Raw genomic sequence first — 21571 nt, 5'->3', positions numbered from 1 at the left:
CGCGCGATAAGCAAACTCGAAGTCGATGAGGTAGGCCGACTCGCGCTCGCCCCTGATGCCCGCCTGGCGGATGCGCAGTTCCTCCGCGGCGCGTTTGGCTTCCGGCGCTTTCGATGCAGCGATTCGCTCGAGCTCGGCGATCGTGGCCGACTGGTCGTCGGCAGATTTGATGACACTGTTGAATTTCCCCTGCACAAGAGTAACGCGAAGCAGGAGATCGCCAGGCCTGCTACCAAATTTCATCCGTGACCGCGTGTCTGGAAGTCAGAATTTATCGCATGGACACGCCGTCGCCGCCGCCCCTAAAGTCCCCAAACTAGCCAATTCGCCCTTGGGGGAGGGAACAAATGGCCGAGATCACGTGCAGCAATCAAGCGCCGGCCCGTCCGCGCCGGGGCAACTGACCCATGGACAAACGCCACAACATCCGCGCCTTGCTCGGCGTCGATGATCCCTACGTTCACTACTGCCGCGAAGAGCGCAACTTCGCGGCCGTGCTGTACCACCTGTTGTTGGACGACGCCTGCCTCGCGCGCTTCCTCGCGCTGATCGACGAGGACAACGTCGACGCCTCCGACGTGCGCGTCTACTTCGAGTACGCCTGCCTGCGCGACCTATGGGCGGTCGCTTCGAAGCGGGGCGAACACGATCGGGCAGCGCACAACGCGCGCCTTCGCGAGGCCATCATTTCTCTGCTCGGGGATGCGACGTTCCTGCCTGGCATCGACGTCGACTGCGAGGCGTTCAACCGCTTCTTCGTCGGCGATCGGCCTCGCGCGGCTTCGAAAACGGACATTCAGATGCCGTCGCGATGGAGCGATCGGCGTTTCAGCGCGTGGGAAGCAAAGGGGCGGAACTTCGCCGAACTCGCCTGCGCCCTGAAGTGGGCCTTCAACGCCAAGCCCGACCTCGTGCTGGACCTCGGCTGCGATCGCATTGTCTGCATCGAGGCGAAGCTGGAGTCGCCCGAAGGCAAGTACAGCGCCGTCGGGGCGACGACGTTCACGATGCGCCAGATGGAACTGCAGCAGCGCATCTTTCAGAACCTTCTTGGATACGACGGAGCGAAGTTCGTCCTGGTCTCCAACGCCAAGAAGGCCTCGCCCAAGGGCTGGAAGAAGCTGTCGTGGCAAGCGGTTTACGGCGCCGTGCTACTGACCGACACGCGCTCCACTAGGTCAGCCACCGTGCAGGCTTTCACGTCGCCCAAGGTCGAGGCATGACCCCGCCGCGCCATTGGCTCTCCAAGTCCCGCATCCAATCCGGTCGTCAATGCCACAAGCGCCTCTGGCTGGAGATCCACCAGCGCGATGCGCTGCAGTGGTCGGGCGCTGCGCAGGCGCGGCTGGATGAAGGCACGCGCTTCGGCGACCTCGCACGTGATCTGCTCGGAGGCGGGCACCTCATCGCGGCGGATCATCTGCATGCGGACGAAGCGCTTGCACAAACGAACGCGCTACTGGGCGACGCGCGCACTGACAATCCGCGGCTGTTCGAACCCGCCTTCGCACACAATGGCGTGCGCGTGCGCGTGGATGCCTTCGAATGCGATCCCGCAGGCGACGCGCTGATCGAAATCAAGTCGACCACGTCGGTCAAGGAAGAACATCTCTGGGATTGCGCAATCCAGACTTGGGTAGCGCGCGGGGCAGGGCGCCGCGTGGCGCGGATCCAACTCGGGCACGTGGATTCCAGCTTCGTCTATCGCTTGCCGGGCGACTACACGGGCCTGTTGTCGCTGGTGGACATCACGCGCCATGTCGACGCACTGCAGCCGAAGATCCGGGGCATCGTCGACACGCTCAAGCGCGTCGTCCAGGACACGCAACCTGCGATCGCAAGGGGCGAGCACTGCACGACGCCCTACGGCTGCCCCTTCCAGTCGCATTGCAGCGCCGGCGAACCGCCGGGTCCGGAATACCCGGTGACCTTGTTGCCACGCGCCGGCAAGTTCGCGGGCCGTTTGGCCGATGCCGGATACACGGACCTGCGTGACGTGCCCGATGCCGCGCTCCTGTCGCCGACGCACCAACGCGTCGCCGAGGTCACGCGCACTGGCAAGACGTACGTCTCGCCGGAGCTGCCAGCGCTGCTTGCCGACATTCCGTATCCGCGTGCGTACCTGGATTTCGAATCCATCGCCTTCGTCGTGCCGCGCTGGCTCGGCACACGTCCGTTCCAGCAGCTGCCGTTCCAGTTCTCGTGTCACATGGAACTGCAACCGGGAGTCTTCGCGCACCAGGAGTTCCTGGACGTCTCGGGCAACTCGTGCCTCCAGGCGTTCGTCGAGGCGCTGATCCCGGCCGTCGACGGTGCTGCATCGATCATCGTCTACAACCAGGCCTTCGAGGCAACGCGCCTCCGCGAGCTCGCGGAGATGTTCCCGCAGCATGCGGACGCATTGAACGCCATCGTCGCCAGGATGGTGGACCTTCTGCCGCTGTATCGAAAGCACTACTACCACCGCGACCAGCGCGGCTCGTGGTCCATCAAGTCCGTGCTGCCCACAGTGGCGTCGGAACTGGATTACGCTCAGCTCGACGTCGCGGGCGGCGAAGACGCGCAGATGGCCTATCTGCGAGCCATCGATCCTGCGACTGACGCGTTGGAAAGGGAGCGCCTGAGGGAAGGGTTGCTGGCGTACTGCCATCGCGATACCTGGGCGATGGTGCGGTTGGCGCATGCGTTTGACGACTGAAAAACGCCCGCCGAAGTTGGCGCGGCAATGGACATGGCAACGGAAGTTTGAGGGGAAAGACGTGTCCGCAAAGGATTATTACGACATCCTGGGTGTGCGACCCAACGCGGGGCGCGAAGAGATCGAACTGGCGTACAAGGGTCGCCGCAGTCAGTACCACCCGGACCGCTACCAGCAGTCGGATGCGGAGACGCAGGCTTGGACGACGAGCAAGATGCAAGAAGTCAACGAGGCCTATGCCGTCCTGACGGACGAGGCGGAGCGCACTCGCTTAGACCACGGCCGCAACGGCAGCACGACGCGCCCTGCATCTCCGCCGCCGCAACCGCCGCCGCCGCAAGCGCCCTCACAGGCGAGCGTGGTCTCCTTGAAGCAGTTCCTGCAAGGATGCAAGCCCACGAGTGCGCCGTTCGAGAAAATCTTCGTCGCGCCCGACATCCCGATGAAGAAAGTCAGTGGCGCGATCGAAAGCTACGGAGATGGACTCCACTGGAAGGAGATCGTGGCGCTGATCGACGACACCGTCTTTGGTGGCGCGAAAGAGGGATTCCTGATCACCGAGACGGAGCTCCGGTTCAAGGCGCTCTTCATGTCGCCTGATATCTACAAGATCGAGCACATCCACGACATCTCCTCGGAAGGCAATCGCGTGTGCATCAACGGACGCGAGATCGCCAAGTTGAACATCCCCGAGAGCAAGGAAGTTCGCGCGTTCTTCGCCTTGTTCGACAAGTATCTGAAGCAGTGCGGGGCCGCTGCGCCTGCGCAAGCCAACCGCAACGAACAGCAGGATCCGGGCGCGTCCGCCGGTGGGCGCTTGTTTGCCGGACTGCGGCACGGCTTCTACGCGCAGGTAGACGAGACAATCCAGCGCGATCTGCGGGAAGCGCAGAGCAGGGAAGCGTGGGTGCCGTTGGCCGTGATCAGCGGGCTGCTGCCCGTGTCGAAGGCTTTGGCGGAGCGGACAAGAAGCAACGGGGGTGGGCTTTCCAGTCCGCAGCGCGCGTTCTTGTCCAGCGACATGCTGCGCCTCGAATTGCTCACCTATGGCATGGCGCTCACCGGGCACCTGCTGGAGACGGAAGCGGGACTGGAAGAGGAACAGGTGACCGAGATCGTGATGCCGGCGGCGCTGGGCATGCTGTTCTCGTACATCATCGAGATCGAAGGCATTGGTGAGCAGAAGAAGACACTGCGCAGCATGGCCAACCCGATGGCTGCGTTGCAGGAGTCGCATTTCTTCATGGAGTTCCGTCGCCGGTGGTTCCGTTACGGCCTGCTGTTGAGGGGGGCGAGCGGGGATCTCGCCAAGGAATTCCACGACTCGCTCAAGGATCCGGCTGCGTTCATTCCGCAGAGCGCGGAGGCGCGGGTGCAGTTGCAGTATTTCGCGGAAGAAGCCATCGATCGCGCCTTACCCGCGCACGCGGCTGCGGCGTTCCTGGAAGAGATCGGCGAAGACATCGAAGCGGCGCTGGTCAGCATGTTCGAGCAAGCGTGACAGTCGGTTCAGTCATTTACGATTCAACAAGGCAACAGGGGGAAAAGATGAAGAAGATTTTGATGGGTGGCTATTTCGCGATGGCGTTTCTGTCATGGATCTATCTCGCGAATTGGGGCGCGTTCGCTTACCGCGGCTGGGCATTCAACTTCGGTCGTGCGCTGGTGTGGCCCGCGATCATGTTCCCGGCGGTCGGCCAGATCCTAGGCGTCATCGTGGTTCTCGCCCTAGTGGTGTTCGCCACGTTCTTCATGCGCAGGCGGCCTTCCTGATGAAGGCGGCTCGTACGTGGGTCTGCGCGGTGGGGACGGCGTCGGTGTTGTTGGTATCGGGCTGCGGAAGCAGCCCGGAAGATCGCGTGTACCTGGCCTTCAAGTGCAGCAAGGTCGCGACGCTGCTGGAGCGTGACACGCAAGGTGATATCGCGTTGTCGAATGTCATGCCCGAGCTGAAGGAGCTGGAAGGCCGCGGCGGCAGCTTCGCGCAATTTGCGATGGAGATGGGCGAGCGGTTCCAGGACGACGTGCCGCTCTATCGAATGACGGTGAGCGGCCAGATGGCGGCGCTGACGAATGTGTACGAGTCGGATGAGTGCGAGGCGCTTTACCAGCCGAACAATCGCGCGGACCAATGACCATGAAAGCAGCCTGTGCATTCCTGCTCGCACTCGCCGTCGTTGCGGGTACAACTTCCTGCTTAACCGTACCGGTCTCAGCGGGTTCTTCTTCGGCAGTCCCTTCCGACCGCATCTACCGCGCGGAGTACGTAGGCGCAGCCACCGTAGCGGAGCAGGCAACCGTAGTCTTCCGCCGCGACGCCGGCTTCAGCGGACCCTAGGCGAATGTCCGCTTCTGGCCGAAAGCGGACCTGGTCAATAGCAGCGAAGCGGTCAGCTCAGACGGGTACTGGCAATCAATCCGGTACGCCGAGCGTTACCTCAGCGGCGGATGGAAGCGGGGTACAGCCGCACTACTGAATCGTATAAGCGCTACCTCGCGTGACCCGAGCTCTGTCAGCATCACTGTCGGCGTGGTGCGTGGTGGCGCCGCGTGTCGGCGGCGCCAAGCGCAAGTTCACCGAGAGCGAGCGCCACCTTAGAGGCTCGCATCTGGCTCAGCCGTGAGTGGCTTGGCTACAAATTTGCGAGCATGGACATCGCCCTGTCTTCGGAGCAACCCGGATGGCTTTCAGCAGCGAAGCAATCGACGATCTGATCGACGCACACTACCGCGGCAAAACGGGGGGAGGGGAACTCAAACAGCTGGCCGTGCTCTTTTCACCCGCCTTCTGGAGCGCCTTCGAGTCACTGCTCCGCCGCGATTTTGTGCGAAGTGGACCTAGCTTTGCCCAAGAGGTATCCGTCAGCCTCGGTTATATAGACAAAATTCCCATGGCGGAGTTCGATCCGCCGATTAAAGATATTCACGGAAGCCCAATCACCCAGAAGACTGAGCTGGGAGACGCCGCATTCTTTTTCATCGACACGGTTTTCCTGCCGAAGCCTGCCAACCCGTCCGTCTCTGCGCGCGGGCTCCTGCTGCAGGCAAAGCAAGCGGAATCTCAATCGCCCGCACTTTCTGTGCCCATCGTCGCGTTGCCTCGGACTCCTAACAGCTCAACGCTGAAAGAGCTTGCTCTGATTTCAAGTTGGCCCAGATTCAATCTGTATTTCACTTCCGGATCGAAGGACTGGGTACAGGAGGGATACGAGTTGCGCGAGAGCGCTCGGCCGACTCAGCCTCATGCGTGGTACATCGGCGCCTCGCCCAAAACGGATCATCCTTGGCGCCCGCGGTGGATCGCTGGACCGGCCGAATATGCCGCGCCGTGCAACGCCTCGCTCGGTGAGCTGCTCTTCGCGGTTTTGCAAGACCAGGGCGAGCGGGGCGGTGTGGAACGCGTGGGCAAGGCTTTCCACTTCGACGCCTCGCGTTTAGCCGCTACCGACTTCAAGTTGGCCTCTACGGCGTCGCCTCCGGACTGGAGTGATCTCTGTCACCAACTCATGCTGGTGTGCGAGGCCTACGGCTGGCCTAGCCACCTGTTCAGCGAAACAGGCCCTCGCCGGAAGAGTTCGACTTTCTATTCGCTCCCCTTCCATCTCGTTGCTCGCGCCTTGCTCGCCGCGCTGCGAAAGCTTCGCGTCCGTCTTTCGGGCACGTACCCACATAGGGGCTTTCCGGTCGTCGTCGTGGAGCGCACATCGCGAGAGGGATAAGGCAGCGGTGTGCAAGGTTCCGCAGGCCCACATCGTGACCGGCAGCCGACCGCCCTATCTGAGCCCGCAGGAGGTCCGCTTCCGACCCAGAGCGGACATTTCGAACGGCCGCTTGAGTGCCTCCACTTGGTCGGGCCAAGCCTGCATTGCAAGGCTGGTTGTGACCCCGGGAAATCGTCGGTCCGACCCTCACATCCCCTCGCTGGTGAAATTGCCGCTCTGGCAGATCTTCTGGCCGCTCATCGTGTGAACGTTCGTTGTGGAGGAAGCAAGCCTAACGAGGAGCTGACGGTGAAGAACGTTCAGGTACTTTTCGGAATCGCTTTTGGTCTGGTCGTCATGGAGGCTGATGCCTCGAATCGGATCGCTGGGTTCACCTGCGAGCACAAACAGGGATGCTCCGTCATCGTTTACAAGCACGACGTTAAGACGGGGGGGCAGGTCGGTTCGACTGCAGGCATCGACTTGGACTACGGGCAGCGGTACGAAGTTGTGATCCCTGAGGATCAATACTACGACTATTGCTCCGTCCCAAGAGGATCCGCCATCACAGACACATGCCGTCGCCGCAGTATCTGAGGATGGACCTTCGCAAACGAAAACTTGATCCCGCGGGCGAGGACTGAGCTTGTTTGGCTGTAAATCCATAATGCTTTCAGGGCTTGCTTTGCTGCTCGGGTTCGCGCCTCCCTACTCGTCTGCACAGGAACTAGATTGGTACGCGAAAGCTTCAGGCTCGTGCGCTGCGGCTACTGCGTCCGCTACCGACGTGCTGCGTACGATTGGTCTGGAAGGTCCAGTGCTGGTAGCGTCAACAAACGGCCATGTCTACGTAAAACTCCAAGTTAGGGACATGTTTAAGGGATCGAGCCTTGCACCAGCTCAGATCCTTTCAACTGTTGTGCTCGACAAGGCCAGAGCACAATCGTTGAGAGACTACTTCAAGCGCCAAGCGGCGGGATTTGAAGTACCTCTGGTGGCTGATTTGTCGCTGAGCGGGATTGCGGGGCTCGCAGGCGCCGGGACTGCATATGCCGTCTTCGCCCATGAAAGGGATGCCATCGCAGTGTCGCTTCGAACGGCCGCCATGTTAGTTGCCGAGGGCGGAAGGCTCGAAATAGTGCTCGTGCCGAAGCTCAGCGCTGACGCTCCCCATGCGCGAATCCTTAGTCGCTACGTCGCGCCAATCGGAAAGGAAGAGCGTTCCGTCGTAATTCAAAATTGTGTAATTCCTGTGCGTGTTGAAGTGACGGAATTTAGGACTCTCCATCCCCTCAATGCGAAGAAAATCATTCGACAGAGTTCCGGGACCTTTAAACAGTTCGATTTGGAAGAGCCTCAAGTTGACTCCGAATACGAGGTAATTGGACAAGACTTCCACTACATCTATTTACGGGAGCCTACGGACAGCACCCCGAGTAGGCTTTATCGAATCAGCTTTAGGGGCGGACCTATGCAGCATCAAAACTCCGCAGGAACATTCCAGACGCTCTACGCCGAAGTTTCCGCGGACTAATTGCTGTTAGTCCCACACCGTCAGTTGTGAGTGATTTGAAGCACCCACGCTCGTCTTCCGCAGTCCTCGTAGAGAGGCGGCGGCTGCATTCGCGAGCTGCGTCGCCTAAACTTTGCGCCGAAGCCGATCCGGCGCCAAACAACGCACTCAAGCAGCGATATGTTGAGCGTCCGCTCCTGGCCGAAAGCGGACGTCAGGCAGTGGTCGGGGTCTCGCTGGGCGGATCGATGAAAAACTGGTCACGATCGACGTAGCGCTCTGCTTGGCCGCGTCGGACCATGCCTTCCCACATCCTCGTCGCATCCTCAGACCGTCGATCCTTTTGGTCTTCCGACATGGCGGGGCTGGACTCAATCCGGCAACTGAAGAGCTGCGCGACGCGGGTAAGCACGGCGGCGGGTATACCTTTGTGTGTGTACTTTGCCAATCCGTAGTTATTGATCGACACGACGCGCAGCAGGGTCGGCCCCTGGGGCCTGAGAACGACATCGAAAAAATCCTCCACGATCGCGATGGTGTCGCTCACGAGCAGGCGTCGTTCGCCCCTGAGATCATCGCGGAAGTGCACATAGAAGGGGCGTTCAATTCCGTCTTTTCCGATACAAGTGATCATCGTCATCGGATCGATCCTGCGGCGCTGAGCACGTGGCGGAAAGGGCAAGATGATACCGCGTAATTTCGCCCGACCCCGGGCGCAATGCGAAGGAACGGCAAGGACCGCTTCCGACCCAAAGCGAACCTCCACTAGTTCATCTGTTTCGGCCCGCTGGGTCCGGTTATGCGCCGCTTGTTGGCCGGACCCAGCTTCCTGGACCGTCGGCCAAGGAATGGGGTGAGCCACAATGAGCGGGGGGCGCAGATGGCATTACCCGGACTCGACCTGAGTCACCCGGAAGCTGCCCAGATCGTCCCTGAGCTTAGGGAACAGGAGCGCCCTGCCGGCGTCACCCACCTTCGCGGTGGTGAAATTGAAGCCTGCAAGGGCCACGAGGGTCACGGCGACGCCATTGAGTTCTACCCCGACCGTTGGATGCCAGGCCCAGGTGCCTTCGTCCTCGGGCAAGACGTCTTTGGGGTCTCCGGCGACACTCCAATGACCAGCCTTGAACATTGAAACCATGACTGTGTCGCCCGCTGCTTCCAATAGAACATTGATTGCCGCGATCGCCATAGAAGCGTCCTGTGGGGTTGTTAGTCCAACTTTCGGATGAGCCTGGTTTCCTCCGGAGAGAGGCGCCTTTCGAGGGTGGACCGCAACACAGGAGTTGGTATGAGAGTGTCAATGCGTGGCTTGTACGCGTCGATTTCGGCGTACGTCAGGCATCCGAGATCCTCGCTTTGGAGGCTGCAGCGATTCATCGCGATGTATTGCACGCGCTGCTCGAGCGTTTGTTTACGCAATTCACCGACGTATTGATTCTCCGCTGTCGTGATGTTGCCCTTGAGCCTCTCGATGTTCGCGCGGATGGCATCGTAGGCTGGATTTGCCACCCGTACCTGGTGTTCGCCAACACACAAACGGCTTACAGGCTCCCGATGGTGGCACCTAGTTTCAGTGTTGGTTGGACTGGTGGTCCTCTCGCTGGCTCTTGCGATCTCGAGCGCCTGCAAGTCGCTCTGCAGTTGTGCATCGAGCGGAAATGAGCCTTTCCGCAGTGGGATGCGGTACAGATAGTCGTAATCGGACAGGCTCGCGCTCTTCGGGATTGAACACGTTGGTTTGCTGTTGCTGGAGTTGATGCACTTCTGAAGGGCGTTCTTCAGTAGGATGGTTTTCGCCTGAAGCTCGGTCCCCATGTCCTTGACGGACTGCAAGTTTGTGCCATAGCCGAGGATGTACTTGTCTTGGGTCGAGACGACATTGGCGATCTCCTTCTCCAGCGATGCATAGCGGAGATATTGGTTGACCAGCGGAAGGTATTGTTTTTGCAGCCAAGTAGCGCCCTCCGCACCGCCCCAGTTTCCGGTGATGTCGTAGCGCTCAAGCCGCATCGTCTTCCCAACTGGCCCTTTAATTGCGGCCTCAGGTAATGCCTCGACGGCCGCAACGAGCCCTTCATAGGTCGTGGATAACTTGGTTTCGTTCGTGCCGACCTGTTGGTAGTTGACATGAAAGTTGTACTTCTTACGCTTCTCCAACCTGGACGTGTCCACCCGACCATTAAATGCCCATGTAGTAAAATCGGCCCGAATTTCGGCCATCGCTTCGGACTTCATGGTTTCCTCGGTCGTTGAGGAATTCAGGGTGCCCACGATTTCGGCACCGCGCTGGATTTCCTTGACGAATGAGTCCCCGCATTGCGTCAAGAAATGACCGGGGTGACTGCGGCTAAGCTTGGCAAACTTGTCGTCAAGCATGATGGTGCCGGCCGCATTTTCATCGCCCCTCGCCATCGCAACTTCCGGCTCGTTGACGACCGTGGCGATCGCGGCCACCGTGAGCGTGTCGAGCGAGGTTGACTGGGTCTGGCTGAAAGACGCCTTTGCACCAGCGCTTCCGAACACCCCCTTAGCCTTAGCTTCGGCAGAGATATTGAGCGCGCTCTGCAGCATGGCGCTATCCGTCACCCGACGAAAATCCACGTAGCGTCTGCTACCTGGGTCCAGTTTCTTCCTGAACAGGATGCATCGGTTGTGCGTGGGCTTTCCCGTAATCGAGTTCCACCCCATCCCCAACTCGGCGCTCGGGACGTAGTCGATGGTCATATCACCCGAGTTCTGTGCGGAAGCGTCGGGGAGCGTGAGTAGCAACGCAAGATTGACCGCAATGAAATGGCGTGTGTTCATGCGTCCCTTCCGCTCCGTGGTTTCGCTGGGCAACTCCCGCCCTCCTGCGGGAATACGGCGATCGATCGCGCGAGCGGCCATCATCGGCGCAGGATTGATAAGGACCGCCGGCAAGTTCGCAAGAGAGGGCGACATGACGTGGCAGAACGATTTGAGACGCACAGCACGGGATCCCGATCTAGCCGCTAAAGTCATTGAGGCCGTCGCACTGTTGCTGGCGCGCGATCCGTACCTATTCGTCCATCGCGTCGGTGAGCGCGCCATCTCCCATCGGCTAGCGATCTACGTGGAGGCACAATTCCCGGGGTGGGACGTCGACTGCGAGTACGACCGCGATGGCGATGCGCGAAAAATGATCCCCGACGGTTCTGGGAACGACGATGACGAGGGCAGCGCGGTGTTGCCAGACATCATCGTCCACCACCGTGGCCCGGGTGGAAACCACGTCGTTTTCGAACTTAAGAAATCCACCAATCGCGAACCAGATGACCGTGATCTCACAAAGTTGCGCGCCTACGGCCGCCACCTGGGTTACGACCACGGCGTCTTCATTCGCTTCGTCGTCGGACACCCCACTCCTGATGTCAGTCGGGCGGAGTTCGTTTACCCCGAGTAGCGAAGCCGGGAACAATCTGCTGCGAAGGGCGCCCGCCCGGGAAGCGGCACCTTGCTCAAGGGCGCTGCGCTTGGTGCAGCACGATGGCGAAAGTCGCAGTGAGTTCGGAGGCACCAACGCATGACGTGCGATGCGCCTAGAGCAAGTCGACGAGCCGCCTGCAAAGTTCCTTTGCCGATGCAAAGGTCATGCTGGGCGGAAGCCGATTCGTCCGGCGGAGCAAATGCATCAGCAGACAAGCCGTATAGACCCAGCCATCCGCATCGTCGGCAGCGGCCGCGTCCAAGACTAGGGCCTTGAATCTCTCGGCCAAGGGTGGATGCGTATCCGCGATCGCTGCCTGCAGGCCCGCCGGCTCCACGTGGGCAATGCAGAACGCCGCGGTTGCCAGACCCATGATCCGCTTGTTCAGTACCTGCGGGTGGGGCTCCCCGGTCGTCGTGCAGTAGTCGGCCACGCGGTCGAGCAACATGGAGCGCTCATGCACATCACAGGCCCGCTCCTCCTCGACGGCGAGTGGGGGTGCATCGCGTTGTGCCGCGAACTGCACGTGGCGCAGTTCGTAGGTGACACGGTTGCCGTTGGCGCTGATGGCGGCGCCGACGGCGTCTTCCCGGAAATTGAACTCCGGCTTGAACGTTTCCCAGCTCTGTCGCATCTCCGCCTCGCGTTCCGGACAGGCACCCAACAGAATGTTCTCAATGATGTGCGGGGCCACCGGTTGATACGTGGGCATGAGCGTGCACCTTGGGCAATCGGCGTGGAGATGCCGCGCCTGAACCCGCGAGATTGACAGACAATCGTCGGAGTTGACCAATGCCTGAGCCGCCCCCTTGGCTTGGATGGGATCGCTGCGCATTACAATGACGTGCGATGGATACCCTTCTCGAAAACGCGATTCAGTCAATCCAGATTGGGGTTGAAGACTATCTATCAACCGACCCTCGGCGCACGCTTTCCGCAGTGCGAAATGTCTCCGCAGGGGTCCTGTTGCTGCTTAAGGAGCGCCTTCGCGAGTTGTCGCCGGCCGATAGCGACGAAGCGCTGATCCGCCAGCAACTCGTGCCACAGCGTGATGCGCAAGGCACGGTCGTTTTCCGCGGCCGGGGCAAGAAGACCGTCGATGTCTTTCAGATCAAGGAGCGACTCCAGTCGCTGGGGGTCGACGTCGACTGGAAGCGGGTCGATGCCATCGTGGCGCTGAGAAACGACATCGAGCACTACTGCACCGCCACCCCGACGCCTAGAATTAAGGAATTACTCGCCGATACGTTTCTCGTCGTTCGCGATTTCATTTCGACGCACCTCGACGCCGAACCGGTGGACGTTCTTGGCGCCACGACGTGGGGAACGTTGCTATCGGTCGGGGAGATCTATCGCAGCGAGGAAGCCGCATCGGCTGCGGCGATGGCAGAGGTCCAGTGGGATTACGCGTCGGCGATTGTGCGTCATCTGCGCTGTCCGGACTGCGGCTCGGCTCTGTTCAAGCCGATCGACCTGACGCAAACAACCGTGGCGACGGTCTCCCTGCAGTGCACGTCTTGCGGCAACATGCACGAATTTGAATATCTCGCCGAATCCGCGGCGCGGGACTGTCACTTTAGCGAGATGTACTTGGCGATGAGTCAGGGCGGCGAAGCACCGCTCACGACATGCTTTGACTGCGGTCGCGAGTGTTTTTCCGTCGCCGCCAGCGTCTGCCTGGCTTGCGGTGGCAAGCTGATGTACACGCATTGTGAGCAGTGTGGCGAGGAACTGTCGGTCGAGGATCAAGATCTTGGCGGGCTGTGTTCCTACGACTATCACATGTCCCAAAAGCACCACAGGGAATAGTCGATCCGATCGCGTTCGGTCCGATCGCGCTCAATTCGATTCCATGGCCTTCCTGGTGAGAAGGCCGCCTCGAGTGCGGACCCGGCGACGGATCATCGTTATCACTCGCTGGTGCAGGCACGTGCAAAATGCGCCGGCGCCTTGAGTGATGGCAATTCCCGCAGCAATGAGCAAAACGGTGTAGGCGTAACTCGGAAAGGCCATGCGGTAGGTGAGGGCGATGGTCAGGCCCGCGAACTGCGCGAACATGGCCAGCACTGGCCCAAGAACTAACGTGCTGCGCATCAATCTCTGGCGCTCGTCCGAAGGAATCGGTTGCCGGCGTTCAGCCAAGTCCTGGACCACGATGCCGCACATGAGCAAGGCCGTGGCCATGCTGCCCACAGCTCCGACCACGAGCAGAGTTTGGCTCCAGCCCATCTCTAGGTAGGCGTGGCGATCGATCAGAAACAAGGCGACGGTCGTCGGGGCGAACACGCCGACCGTGCCTAGCAGGTAAGCCACGCCACGCTCCCCTTCGCAGGCTCGCAGGAGGAGCAAGCTTCGCTCGATCGCGGACGTCGGCAGCGGGATGGGGCCAGTGAGCGCGGATTGATGGCGCTTGTTGCGAAGTTTCTTCATGGGTCGGCCTATGTGGACTCAATAAACGCGCAGCGCATGCTCGGGGGTGTTATCGGCGCGCCCAGGCGATGCGGGAGGGAATGCAACTGCACGTCGACGCTGGTGTGGATGCCACCGCCGTGCAGGGGCCGCATCAGTTCCGCCATGACCAAGCTCGCGGCGAACGCGCCCACGAACGGCGTGGCCACTGCCTTGGTGGCGAGCATCGTCACTCCGCACAAGTCGCCGCTGTCGTGCGCGAGCTGTTGGTACGCCTCATTGAGCGCGGCCACCCCTTGGCTCGCGGCCTGTGCAGGCCACAGCTCGCTGGCCGGCCGCGGCCCGGGCAGTGTATGCATCCGCAGGCTGCGGAAGTCGCGATAGCCACTGCCTAGACCGGCCTCGACCACCAGCGCGAATGCGGCCGTGTCGAGGTCGCGCCGCGCGGCGATGTTGTCTACGCCAAACAAGGCGACCGTCGGTTCACCGGGCTGTAGGTGGTGGTGTGCGCCGAACCGGCGTTCAACAAGCTCGATTTCAAAGCCGATCGCCTCCAGGCGGCGCGCCACCACGCGGGTCTTGCGCATCGCGAGATCGTCGGCACCCACCAGAAGGCAGGTACTCAGGTTCGACGTAGTGACCCGGTCCACGTCTTGAAGGACCAGGCGGGGACGTCGATCCGGCGGATACGGCAGCATCCCCAGCCCCCATACATAGGCTTGGCCCAAATGTCCCACCCCGACCAGCCACAGGTCGTTGGGCAAATACGCCAGTCGAGGACCTCGGCATTCGGGCGACTGCCAGTCGGCGATCGCCAACGGATTCCACAAGGACAGGCCGATTCGGCGATTACCTGCCTCGAGCGAATCCCCGCGTACGTGCGAGAACGCTTCGCTGACCGCCAATGCGCCGGCGCAAACGCCCGCCAAGGGGTTGTCATCGTTCGCGGTCAGATGGTGGCTACTGCCGACGGGAGCGATTTGCGCGCACCAACCATCCCACGTCGGTCGAATGGCGAACGTGGTGCTGGGCGATACCCCACCGTCCCCGATGAGCAGCGATGGAAGCTGCAGGGTCGGGATGTCGACCACTGTGCCGCCCAGTGCCTGCACGACCTGCGCCGCAGGCAGGCCAGCGAACAGGGGCACGCGAAGGAGGGGGGTGAGGTCGCCATCCACCTCGACGCCGCCAAGGAACGCTCGGGACGCCGTGCTAAGCGCCGTCACGAAGCAGGCTTGGCCGGCCAGGGTGTCCGCCCAGCCCGCGCCCAAGTGGATTCGCACGCGATACTGCTGGAACAGGACAAGCGCTGCTTCGGGCGTGGTGACTTCGCCGGCATCAAGCGCCAGCTTGGCCAAGCGGTGCATCGAGTCGGCATCGAACTGGTTCATGGGGTGTCCTCCGCCGCAGCGAACTTGATAAGCGTGGTGACAGGCTGGCCGCGAAAGCGCTGCCAGCGATGAGTACCCTGGTACAGGTACAGGCCGACCTCTTCGAGGTGCACGGGCCCTTGGGCGAAATCGGGAACGATGAGTGCGAGGTGACCGGCGATGGCCAGCATCGGGTTCTCGCTGTCGCTGCGGCTCTGTCCGGCCCCGTAACGATGGGTGTGCACGTCGGCCACCACGTCGAGGTCGTGGTCGGCGCAGTAGTCCCACAGCCGACCGAAGCTGGCAGCGGACAAGTGCACGAAGTCCGCCTGCAGGGCGTCGTGCTGCAGCTGTTCGTAGGGAAGGAAGTGGGTCGCGACGCGCCGGTCGCGCTGTACCTTGCCCAGCAGAAAGCCGCCGCTCTCGCGCACCCCCGCCCCCTGCTGGCGAAGATGCGCGAGGGTCGCATCCCACAACGCAGGGGGGAGCTCAAGCAGCGGCGCTGACATCGTCGTGGCCTTGCAAGAGGTCGTGGACGACTTCCAGGTAGTGCGAGATCCCCTTCGCCGGTTTCCAGATGAGCTGGGGGTACTGAGACGGCCATGCATCGTGACCGACCAGGCTCTCCCGGTCGCAGGGCAGGTACAGGGCATGTCCGTTCTTCCAGTCAGGCCTGAAGGCCAGGCGCATGCACTCGCCACCGCTGGGCCAGCGTGCAGCGGCCAGGTGACAATCGCCTTCCAAGTCCCAGAAGCCGCCGGTCGGCGCGGTAGTCGGAAAGCCTTTGCAGTCGAGCCGGAGCACGAACTCCTGCCCGTCAGGTGCGAAGACGCCCACGAAGACGAACGGCCAGTCGAGCCGGTTAAATCGCCAGCGTCCCCGATCCTGGCCGGACAGGAAGCGCGCCGACGCGAGGTCGGCGCGCAAAGACAGCTCATCCGGCGATACCTGCGCGGCCATCAGCCGTTGATCCGGTGTGCAGGCACCAGGTCGAACACGATGGAGCAGTTGGGGTGCTGCACGAGGGCGCCGACGTGGGTGTCCATGTCTGGCTGCTCGTTGGAGCCGACGATCTGCACGACGTGCTCGGCAATGTCGCCGGCCTTCATGCCGAACTGACGCCCAGCCCACTGGCGAATGCGACCGATCGTGGTCGCAGGGCGGAAGCGGTGTTCCTCCGTGCGACCCCCGAAACGAACCCCGACCGTCACGTGCTTGCAGCGATGCAGGTGGACGCGCACGCCTTGTCCCGGGTTCAGATCCTTGACACGTCGCGGCGACGGGGCGTCCTCGTCGTCCGCGTCATCGTCCTCGATGGAAAGCGAAAGGTCCGAGGCGTCGGTGCCAGGCGGCAGCAGGGCAAGGGCGGCGCGCTTGAGATCGGCGATGGTGGCATGGCCGTCGATCTCGACCAGCTTGATGTCGGAAAAGTGCTCCGACTGCACATAGACACGGGTACTGGACATGCGGTGTTACTCCTTTGGGTTGGAGCCGCGCGTTTTTGCGTGACTCTTAAGGAGTAAGTCGCAGTGAATCGCAAAAATCGGAAACCAATTCGCCGCGTGACGCTACGCAGGGCAATACAGGAAGTGCCGGCATCCCGGGCACACCCAGGAACTGGGCGCCGCGCTGAACTGACCGTCCGATAGCGCTTGCGCGAAGCGCGTCAAATTGAAGTCCGGAACCAGATAGCCATACGCGGCGACGGACTCGGTCTGGCGTGTGCTCAGCACATGCAAGCTGCCTTGGAAGCGCAGTGGCGGGTGGGCTTCATTGAGGTGTTTCAGCACCCATCGGATGGCCTTGTGCTGCTTGGCCAGCGGGCTGGACGGCTGCGCGCGCACAAAGTGCAAGGTAACGGCATTGCCTTGGCGCGTGATGCGGTGTGGGGTCACGCGCATGGGCAACCCGTCGCACACTACGTCGACCGGGGGCGCCATCGCCACGCGGTCGGCGCCGGACCAGGCGCGTCCGGCCTGCAAGAGCTGCTCGGCGTACGCCCGCAGGTGCGGTTTCGCCACCTCATAGTCCTCGGGCAGCCGGCTCAGTTCGAGTTCAACGTCGTTCACTGGCGTCGAAACCTCGCCTCCGTACGGCACGAACAGCTCGCGCAAGACCGCAGACTCGATGCGTGCGGCCGGGTGTAATCCCGCCGCGGGCGTCAGCTGCCTCACTTCGTCGTAGTAGTAGCGACGAGGACACGTGCGGTAGGTCACGAACTCCTTCAGGCCCACGGGCAAGGAGGGTCCTGGTGCAGTCCGGTGCGTGGTGCAGGTGTGGTCGGCCTGGACCAGCTTGCCGACAACGCGATCGAGCAAGTGAGAGGCGCGCTGCACCGTAGGCGTGCACGCCGCCTTGTAGTAGCTCTTCTCCTCGTACAAGGTCAGATGCGAGCGCGCACGGGACAGGGCGACGTAAAGCTTGTTGGACGCCTCGGACTTGGCTTCGTCCACGCCACCGGCAGACTGCGTAAACGCTGCGGGCAGCCAGGCTGCGTCGTCGGACCGCTCGAAGTGGCGGGCGTCGACGTCCATCAAGTGCACGGCTTCAAACTCCAGTCCTTTGCTCTGGTGGATCGTCATCACAGCCACTGCATCCAGCCGCTCGGCTTCCGGCGGCGGGATGCGCAGATCGCGGTCCTCGGCCAGACGCAGGCGCCGGCGCAACCGGGTCAGGAACGTGCCCACGGTCTGGTAGGCGCGGCCGCCGTCAGGAACGCGCAGGTAGTAGATGACCTGCCATAGCGCCAGTCGTCGCGTCACCGCTTGCAGGTCGTCGCCCGCTTCGTATGCCGCGAGCCATCCGGTGCGGTCGAACAGCACCGTGCATGCCACGTCCCAAGGCGAGTCGCGTGCGCTCAATCCAGCAAAGGTGTCGCGCCACCGCTGCAACGCCGCGACGCCCGCGACGGACAGGCCGATCGGCGGAGCGGTGAGCCAAGACAAGGGCTCGGGGCGGGTACGCCGGAGATGGGCAAGCAGAAGATCCAGGTCTTCGCCCGGCAGGGCCAATCCCGGCAATTGCGCGATCCGCACGAGCGGACTTCCCGAACGATCGACGAACAATTGCAGCAACGCCAGCAGGTCTTTGACCTCCGGGCGTTGAAAGATGTCGCCCAGATGCAGCACCGGGATGCCGGCGGCCACCAAGGCCGCCGCCGCGCTATCGCAGGTGTCGTGCCTGCTGGCCAGGATCACCTGGTCGCGATAGGCGACGCCTTCGGCGTGCAGCCGGCGCACACGCGAGACGAGTTCGCCATGGGCGATGTTGGAGTCGTCGCAGCTCACGAGTGTCGGACGCAGCCCGCCTTGACCCCGGATCGGCGCGACGCCGTCCAGCGGAAGCACGCCCTGCAGCGGGTTGTCGTCGCGGCCGGTGTGCTCCACGAGCCGAACGATTTCCTCAAAGCTGCGCCAGTTACCGTTGAGTCGAAACACGCGGTGCTTGGGAAAATCATCCCCGAAGCGAACGATGTTGCGCATCGATGCGCCGCGGAAGCGATAGATCGCCTGACGCGGATCGCCCACCACCCACAGGCTGTCGGCGTTCGCCGCGAGCGCCTTCACCAGTTCGGCGCTGGCGCGGTTCACATCCTGGTATTCATCGACCAACAGGTGCCGGAATCGGCCGACACTGGGCAGGAATTCGCCCATACCCATGCCCGAGCCCAGCGCTCTGGCGGGCAACATGATGAGGTCGCCAAAGTCGACGAGCCCGCCATGGGCCCGCAACAGGGACTCGTAGTGGCGGTACAGCGTGGCTACGTCGCGCTCTCTGGCAAGCCGGTCTGCGTCACTGCTGGCGGCGCTGTCTTCCACCATCTTTTCAAACGCTTGGGCGTCCAGCAGTTCGTCCTTGGAGCGCTGGATTGTCTTGACGACCTGATCCAGCCAAGGCAGCGGATCGCCCAGCGGGTTGAACGACCGAAGGGATAGGCCGTAAATGTGCGGTTCGAGGAGGGCGATCTGCGCCATCTTGTCCGCCACGCTGAACTCGGGTCGCAGCCCGAATCGTTCATGGTTCTTGCGGAGGAATTCCAGGCCGAAGGCGTGAAAGGTCCCCACCCACATTTCGTGCGCGCCGGGCACTCCTGCGGCCTCGAGGCGGTCGACCAACTCTCGCGCGGCGCGGTTGGAAAACGTCAGGACCAGCAGTTCTGCCGGCTTGGCGCCGTTGGCCAGCAGGTGCTCAATGCGCATGAGCAAGGTGGCGGTCTTGCCGGTGCCCGGTCCGGCGACGACCAGGGAGGTCCGCGCATCCGAGCGCGCGGCCTCGCGTTGCTCGGTCGTCGGGGTCAAGGCCGGCTCGGGCGCTTCCTCCGAGATGGCGTCGTGCGGCAGCAGGACGGCATCCAACAGCTGCTGGCGAACCAGTTCGAGCGGCAGTTCGAGCTCCGCCGCAATCTGGCGCGCCGTCCGACCGGCCAGGAACAGGGCGCGTGCCAGGGAGTGGGGCAACAGAAGCTCCCGCGCGAAGAGGTTGGCTTGCAGCTCGGCCCGCTCGCGAGCGCCGTACGCTTCGACGCGCTTGGCGCCGAGGGTGTCGTCCTCGGTCGGATCCAGGTGGCTGGCGATGACTTTCCGGCAGCCCTCCTGCTCTTCTGGATGCAGCACCCAGTGTCCGAACTCGTGCGCCACCAGAAAGGCCCTCTCTGGTACGTCCACGTCATCGCGGAGAATGATTTGGCGAAAGGCGCGGACCAGCACCGCGTCGGCCCCGCTCAACGCCGAATCGTCCGGCCGGGCCAGCGTGATATCAAAATCCTCGGCGTCCACCGCGGCAATGCGCGCGATCAGGTCGCTGGAGCGAATGCTGGTTGGCGTGGCTTCGCCGCAGTGCCGCTCGCGCAACTGCTGCGCCGCCAGCCGCGCTTGCCGAAACGGTGTCAAGACTTGCGGCCTGGATCCTGCAGCGACCGCAGTCGGGCCTTTTCCGCCTCGTCAACGGCGAGCGCACGGATCGCGTCCTCCCACGACTCGCTAGCGGTCACGATCGGCTTGTCCGCTGCCCTGTAACTGCGATGCAACGCCACCTGGGGCCCCAATTCTTCCGAGAGCAATGTCACTGTGACATTCAAAAATTGCGCGAGTCGGTCCAGCACCGCCCGAGGCGGATCGATGATCGTCCGCGTCAGAATCTTGCTTAGAAGCACCGTCGAGCCTACGCCGGTCGTCTGCGCGGCCGACCTGAGACGTTGCCCGGCCAGCGCCCCGATCGCCTTGCGAACGGCGTCAGCGCCCTCCAGGACAGGCGGGGAATACAGTTGATTGAGCACGCGGCTCTGCAGGCGCATGACGGAAGCGTCGGACACCTCCAGTTCGGACTCGGCCGGTTCGGGCAGGGCGTCTTGCGCCATCCAGAGCGCCGAGAACTCCAAGATCTCCTCGCGATACTCCGCGTGCGCTTGACAGGCCTGGACGATCATCTCGGGCGTCGGCGCGTCGTCTTGCTGAAACAACGCGTCCAACACGTCCTCGAGCGAGGGATTACGGTTGGGCGAAGTCATACGTTGAACTCCTTGTTAATCTTGTCTTTGATGCTTCTTTCGTAGTTGTTGATGGTGCGCGGGGTGACGCCGAGCGCTGCGGCGATGTCCTTGATCTTCATCTGCTGGCGCCACAACATCACGAAGACCGAATACTCGTTGCGCGTGAGCAGGGACTGCAGGCGGGCATGGAGCTGCTCGAATCCCCGCGCGCGGCCAAGGACCAGATCCGGCGTCCATTCGTCCTGCAAAGGGGTGTCCGCGTCATCGCCGCCACCGTCCTCGTCGTCGCCGTCGCCGTCGTCTTCTTCGCGCTCCACGTGGTGCCATTCTTCGAGGCTGTCCATCCGCGCGCGACATTGCGCCAGGATCGAGCGCAAGAACGAGATCGACTGGTTCTTGAAAAAGACGCCGAACCGGCGCGCGGCGAACTGCGCGTTCTTGTCCTTGAGCAGGCGTTCCCACACGTACGCGGACAGCTCGTAGGCGGCCTCCTTGATGTCGGAAAAATGCTGGGGAACCAAGCTGTTCTTGAGCGCGAACGACAGGGAGCGCCGCGATATCCGCCGCGACAGCTCGCTGGTGAACAGACCGACGCGGGTCGTGTTCCCCGCGGCCCGTGCGACCTGGAACAGCTGTACGAGCCGCTCCTCGCTGATGAAAAGCGGATCGTCCCAGTCGGCGCAGCCCAGGCGCTCGACCAGTTCCCGGTCCGCCAAGTTGTCCAGACATTCTGTTTCGGATGTGTCCATCGCGTCTTCCATCTTGGTTAGCAGGGTCCCCACCGCCACCGTGGCGTACATCCCCTAGTAGGAAAGTCGCAGGCCGCGAAGCAAATCGGAAATCGGGTCTTCGCCGAAGGGGGGGGGCACCGGGGCCGTCTTGAGCGCGTTTTCGGGATCGCCAGGTTCGTTTGGGGGTCGACGCACTGGGTGGGTACCGGCCGC

General features: G+C 62.4%; 22 protein-coding genes. 10 read left to right on the top strand and 12 right to left on the bottom strand.

Annotated features, from left to right (window positions below; translation table 11 throughout):
- Window positions 1-407 precede the first annotated feature (407 nt).
- From DSC_RS10765 to DSC_RS16670, 8 genes are all read left to right on the top strand, one after another.
- Window positions 408-1223, top strand: coding sequence for a hypothetical protein (locus tag DSC_RS10765; protein WP_014161200.1), 816 nt, complete (start codon window positions 408-410; stop codon window positions 1221-1223).
- Complete coding sequence (locus DSC_RS10760; RefSeq protein ID WP_014161199.1) at window positions 1220-2698, top strand: DUF2779 domain-containing protein; 1479 nt, start codon at window positions 1220-1222, stop codon at window positions 2696-2698. The genes DSC_RS10765 and DSC_RS10760 overlap by 4 nt, the downstream gene beginning before the upstream one ends.
- Complete coding sequence (locus tag DSC_RS16165; RefSeq protein WP_083833546.1) at window positions 2682-4199, top strand: J domain-containing protein; 1518 nt, start codon at window positions 2682-2684, stop codon at window positions 4197-4199. Before DSC_RS10760 ends, DSC_RS16165 begins: the two co-directional genes overlap by 17 nt.
- 47 nt (window positions 4200-4246) lie before the next feature.
- Entirely contained in the window at window positions 4247-4471 is a 225-nt protein-coding gene (locus DSC_RS10750) for a hypothetical protein (protein ID WP_014161197.1), read from the top strand.
- Window positions 4471-4833 (top strand): hypothetical protein, encoded by a 363-nt coding sequence (locus DSC_RS10745; RefSeq protein ID WP_014161196.1) that lies wholly within the window; start codon window positions 4471-4473, stop codon window positions 4831-4833. The genes DSC_RS10750 and DSC_RS10745 overlap by 1 nt, the downstream gene beginning before the upstream one ends.
- 546 nt (window positions 4834-5379) lie before the next feature.
- On the top strand, window positions 5380-6417 hold the full coding sequence (locus DSC_RS10740) for a hypothetical protein (RefSeq protein WP_014161195.1): 1038 nt from the start codon (window positions 5380-5382) through the stop codon (window positions 6415-6417).
- Window positions 6418-6708: 291 nt separating this feature from the next.
- Window positions 6709-6996 (top strand): hypothetical protein, encoded by a 288-nt coding sequence (locus DSC_RS16890; RefSeq protein WP_014161194.1) that lies wholly within the window; start codon window positions 6709-6711, stop codon window positions 6994-6996.
- Between the two features lie 70 nt (window positions 6997-7066).
- Window positions 7067-7933, top strand: coding sequence for a hypothetical protein (locus DSC_RS16670; RefSeq protein WP_238527641.1), 867 nt, complete (start codon window positions 7067-7069; stop codon window positions 7931-7933).
- A 193-nt stretch (window positions 7934-8126) separates the two neighbouring features.
- Here the strand turns inward: DSC_RS16670 and DSC_RS10725 are convergent, their stop codons facing one another.
- From DSC_RS10725 to DSC_RS10715, 3 genes are all read right to left on the bottom strand, one after another.
- Window positions 8127-8552, bottom strand: a complete 426-nt coding sequence (locus tag DSC_RS10725) for a hypothetical protein (RefSeq protein ID WP_014161192.1) — start codon at window positions 8550-8552, stop codon at window positions 8127-8129.
- 246 nt (window positions 8553-8798) lie between these two features.
- On the bottom strand, window positions 8799-9104 hold the full coding sequence (locus DSC_RS10720; RefSeq protein WP_014161191.1) for a hypothetical protein: 306 nt from the start codon (window positions 9102-9104) through the stop codon (window positions 8799-8801).
- Between the two features lie 20 nt (window positions 9105-9124).
- Window positions 9125-10855: a hypothetical protein gene (locus tag DSC_RS10715; RefSeq protein ID WP_158308236.1), complete on the bottom strand. Its 1731-nt coding sequence runs from the start codon at window positions 10853-10855 to the stop codon at window positions 9125-9127.
- Between DSC_RS10715 and DSC_RS10710 the strand changes: the two genes are divergently transcribed.
- Window positions 10854-11336, top strand: coding sequence for a hypothetical protein (locus DSC_RS10710; RefSeq protein ID WP_014161189.1), 483 nt, complete (start codon window positions 10854-10856; stop codon window positions 11334-11336). The genes DSC_RS10715 and DSC_RS10710 overlap by 2 nt on opposite strands.
- Before the next feature lie 136 nt (window positions 11337-11472).
- Here the strand turns inward: DSC_RS10710 and DSC_RS10705 are convergent, their stop codons facing one another.
- Entirely contained in the window at window positions 11473-12072 is a 600-nt protein-coding gene (locus DSC_RS10705; RefSeq protein ID WP_014161188.1) for a phage exclusion protein Lit family protein, read from the bottom strand.
- 137 nt (window positions 12073-12209) lie between these two features.
- On the opposite strand from DSC_RS10705, the gene DSC_RS10700 reads away from it, so the two are divergent.
- Entirely contained in the window at window positions 12210-13169 is a 960-nt protein-coding gene (locus DSC_RS10700; protein WP_014161187.1) for a hypothetical protein, read from the top strand.
- Window positions 13170-13199: 30 nt separating this feature from the next.
- On the opposite strand, the gene DSC_RS10695 is transcribed toward DSC_RS10700, so the two are convergent.
- From DSC_RS10695 to DSC_RS10660, 8 genes are all read right to left on the bottom strand, one after another.
- Window positions 13200-13790: a hypothetical protein gene (locus DSC_RS10695; RefSeq protein ID WP_014161186.1), complete on the bottom strand. Its 591-nt coding sequence runs from the start codon at window positions 13788-13790 to the stop codon at window positions 13200-13202.
- Window positions 13791-13798: 8 nt separating this feature from the next.
- Window positions 13799-15160, bottom strand: coding sequence for a ThiF family adenylyltransferase (locus DSC_RS10690; protein WP_014161185.1), 1362 nt, complete (start codon window positions 15158-15160; stop codon window positions 13799-13801).
- Window positions 15157-15648, bottom strand: coding sequence for a Mov34/MPN/PAD-1 family protein (locus DSC_RS10685; protein WP_014161184.1), 492 nt, complete (start codon window positions 15646-15648; stop codon window positions 15157-15159). Before DSC_RS10685 ends, DSC_RS10690 begins: the two co-directional genes overlap by 4 nt.
- Window positions 15629-16099 carry a DUF7665 family protein gene (locus DSC_RS10680; protein WP_014161183.1) on the bottom strand — a complete coding sequence of 157 codons (471 nt, stop codon included), beginning with the start codon at window positions 16097-16099 and terminating at the stop codon, window positions 15629-15631. Before DSC_RS10680 ends, DSC_RS10685 begins: the two co-directional genes overlap by 20 nt.
- Complete coding sequence (locus DSC_RS10675; RefSeq protein ID WP_014161182.1) at window positions 16099-16605, bottom strand: hypothetical protein; 507 nt, start codon at window positions 16603-16605, stop codon at window positions 16099-16101. The genes DSC_RS10680 and DSC_RS10675 overlap by 1 nt, the downstream gene beginning before the upstream one ends.
- A gap of 102 nt (window positions 16606-16707) precedes the next feature.
- Window positions 16708-20028: a UvrD-helicase domain-containing protein gene (locus DSC_RS10670; protein ID WP_014161181.1), complete on the bottom strand. Its 3321-nt coding sequence runs from the start codon at window positions 20026-20028 to the stop codon at window positions 16708-16710.
- A complete protein-coding gene (locus tag DSC_RS10665) occupies window positions 20025-20645 on the bottom strand; it encodes a hypothetical protein (protein WP_014161180.1) in 621 nt (206 codons plus the stop codon). Before DSC_RS10665 ends, DSC_RS10670 begins: the two co-directional genes overlap by 4 nt.
- The gene (locus DSC_RS10660; RefSeq protein ID WP_238527640.1) at window positions 20642-21376 is read right to left on the bottom strand and encodes a helix-turn-helix transcriptional regulator; all 735 of its coding nucleotides are present in this window, start codon (window positions 21374-21376) and stop codon (window positions 20642-20644) included. The genes DSC_RS10665 and DSC_RS10660 overlap by 4 nt, the downstream gene beginning before the upstream one ends.
- Window positions 21377-21571 lie beyond the last annotated feature (195 nt).

Source organism: Pseudoxanthomonas spadix BD-a59 (assembly GCF_000233915.3).
Taxonomy (GTDB): domain Bacteria; phylum Pseudomonadota; class Gammaproteobacteria; order Xanthomonadales; family Xanthomonadaceae; genus Pseudoxanthomonas_A; species Pseudoxanthomonas_A spadix.
The sequence above is the reverse complement of the archived record's forward strand: the minus strand, read 5'-3'. Positions and strand labels throughout refer to the sequence as shown.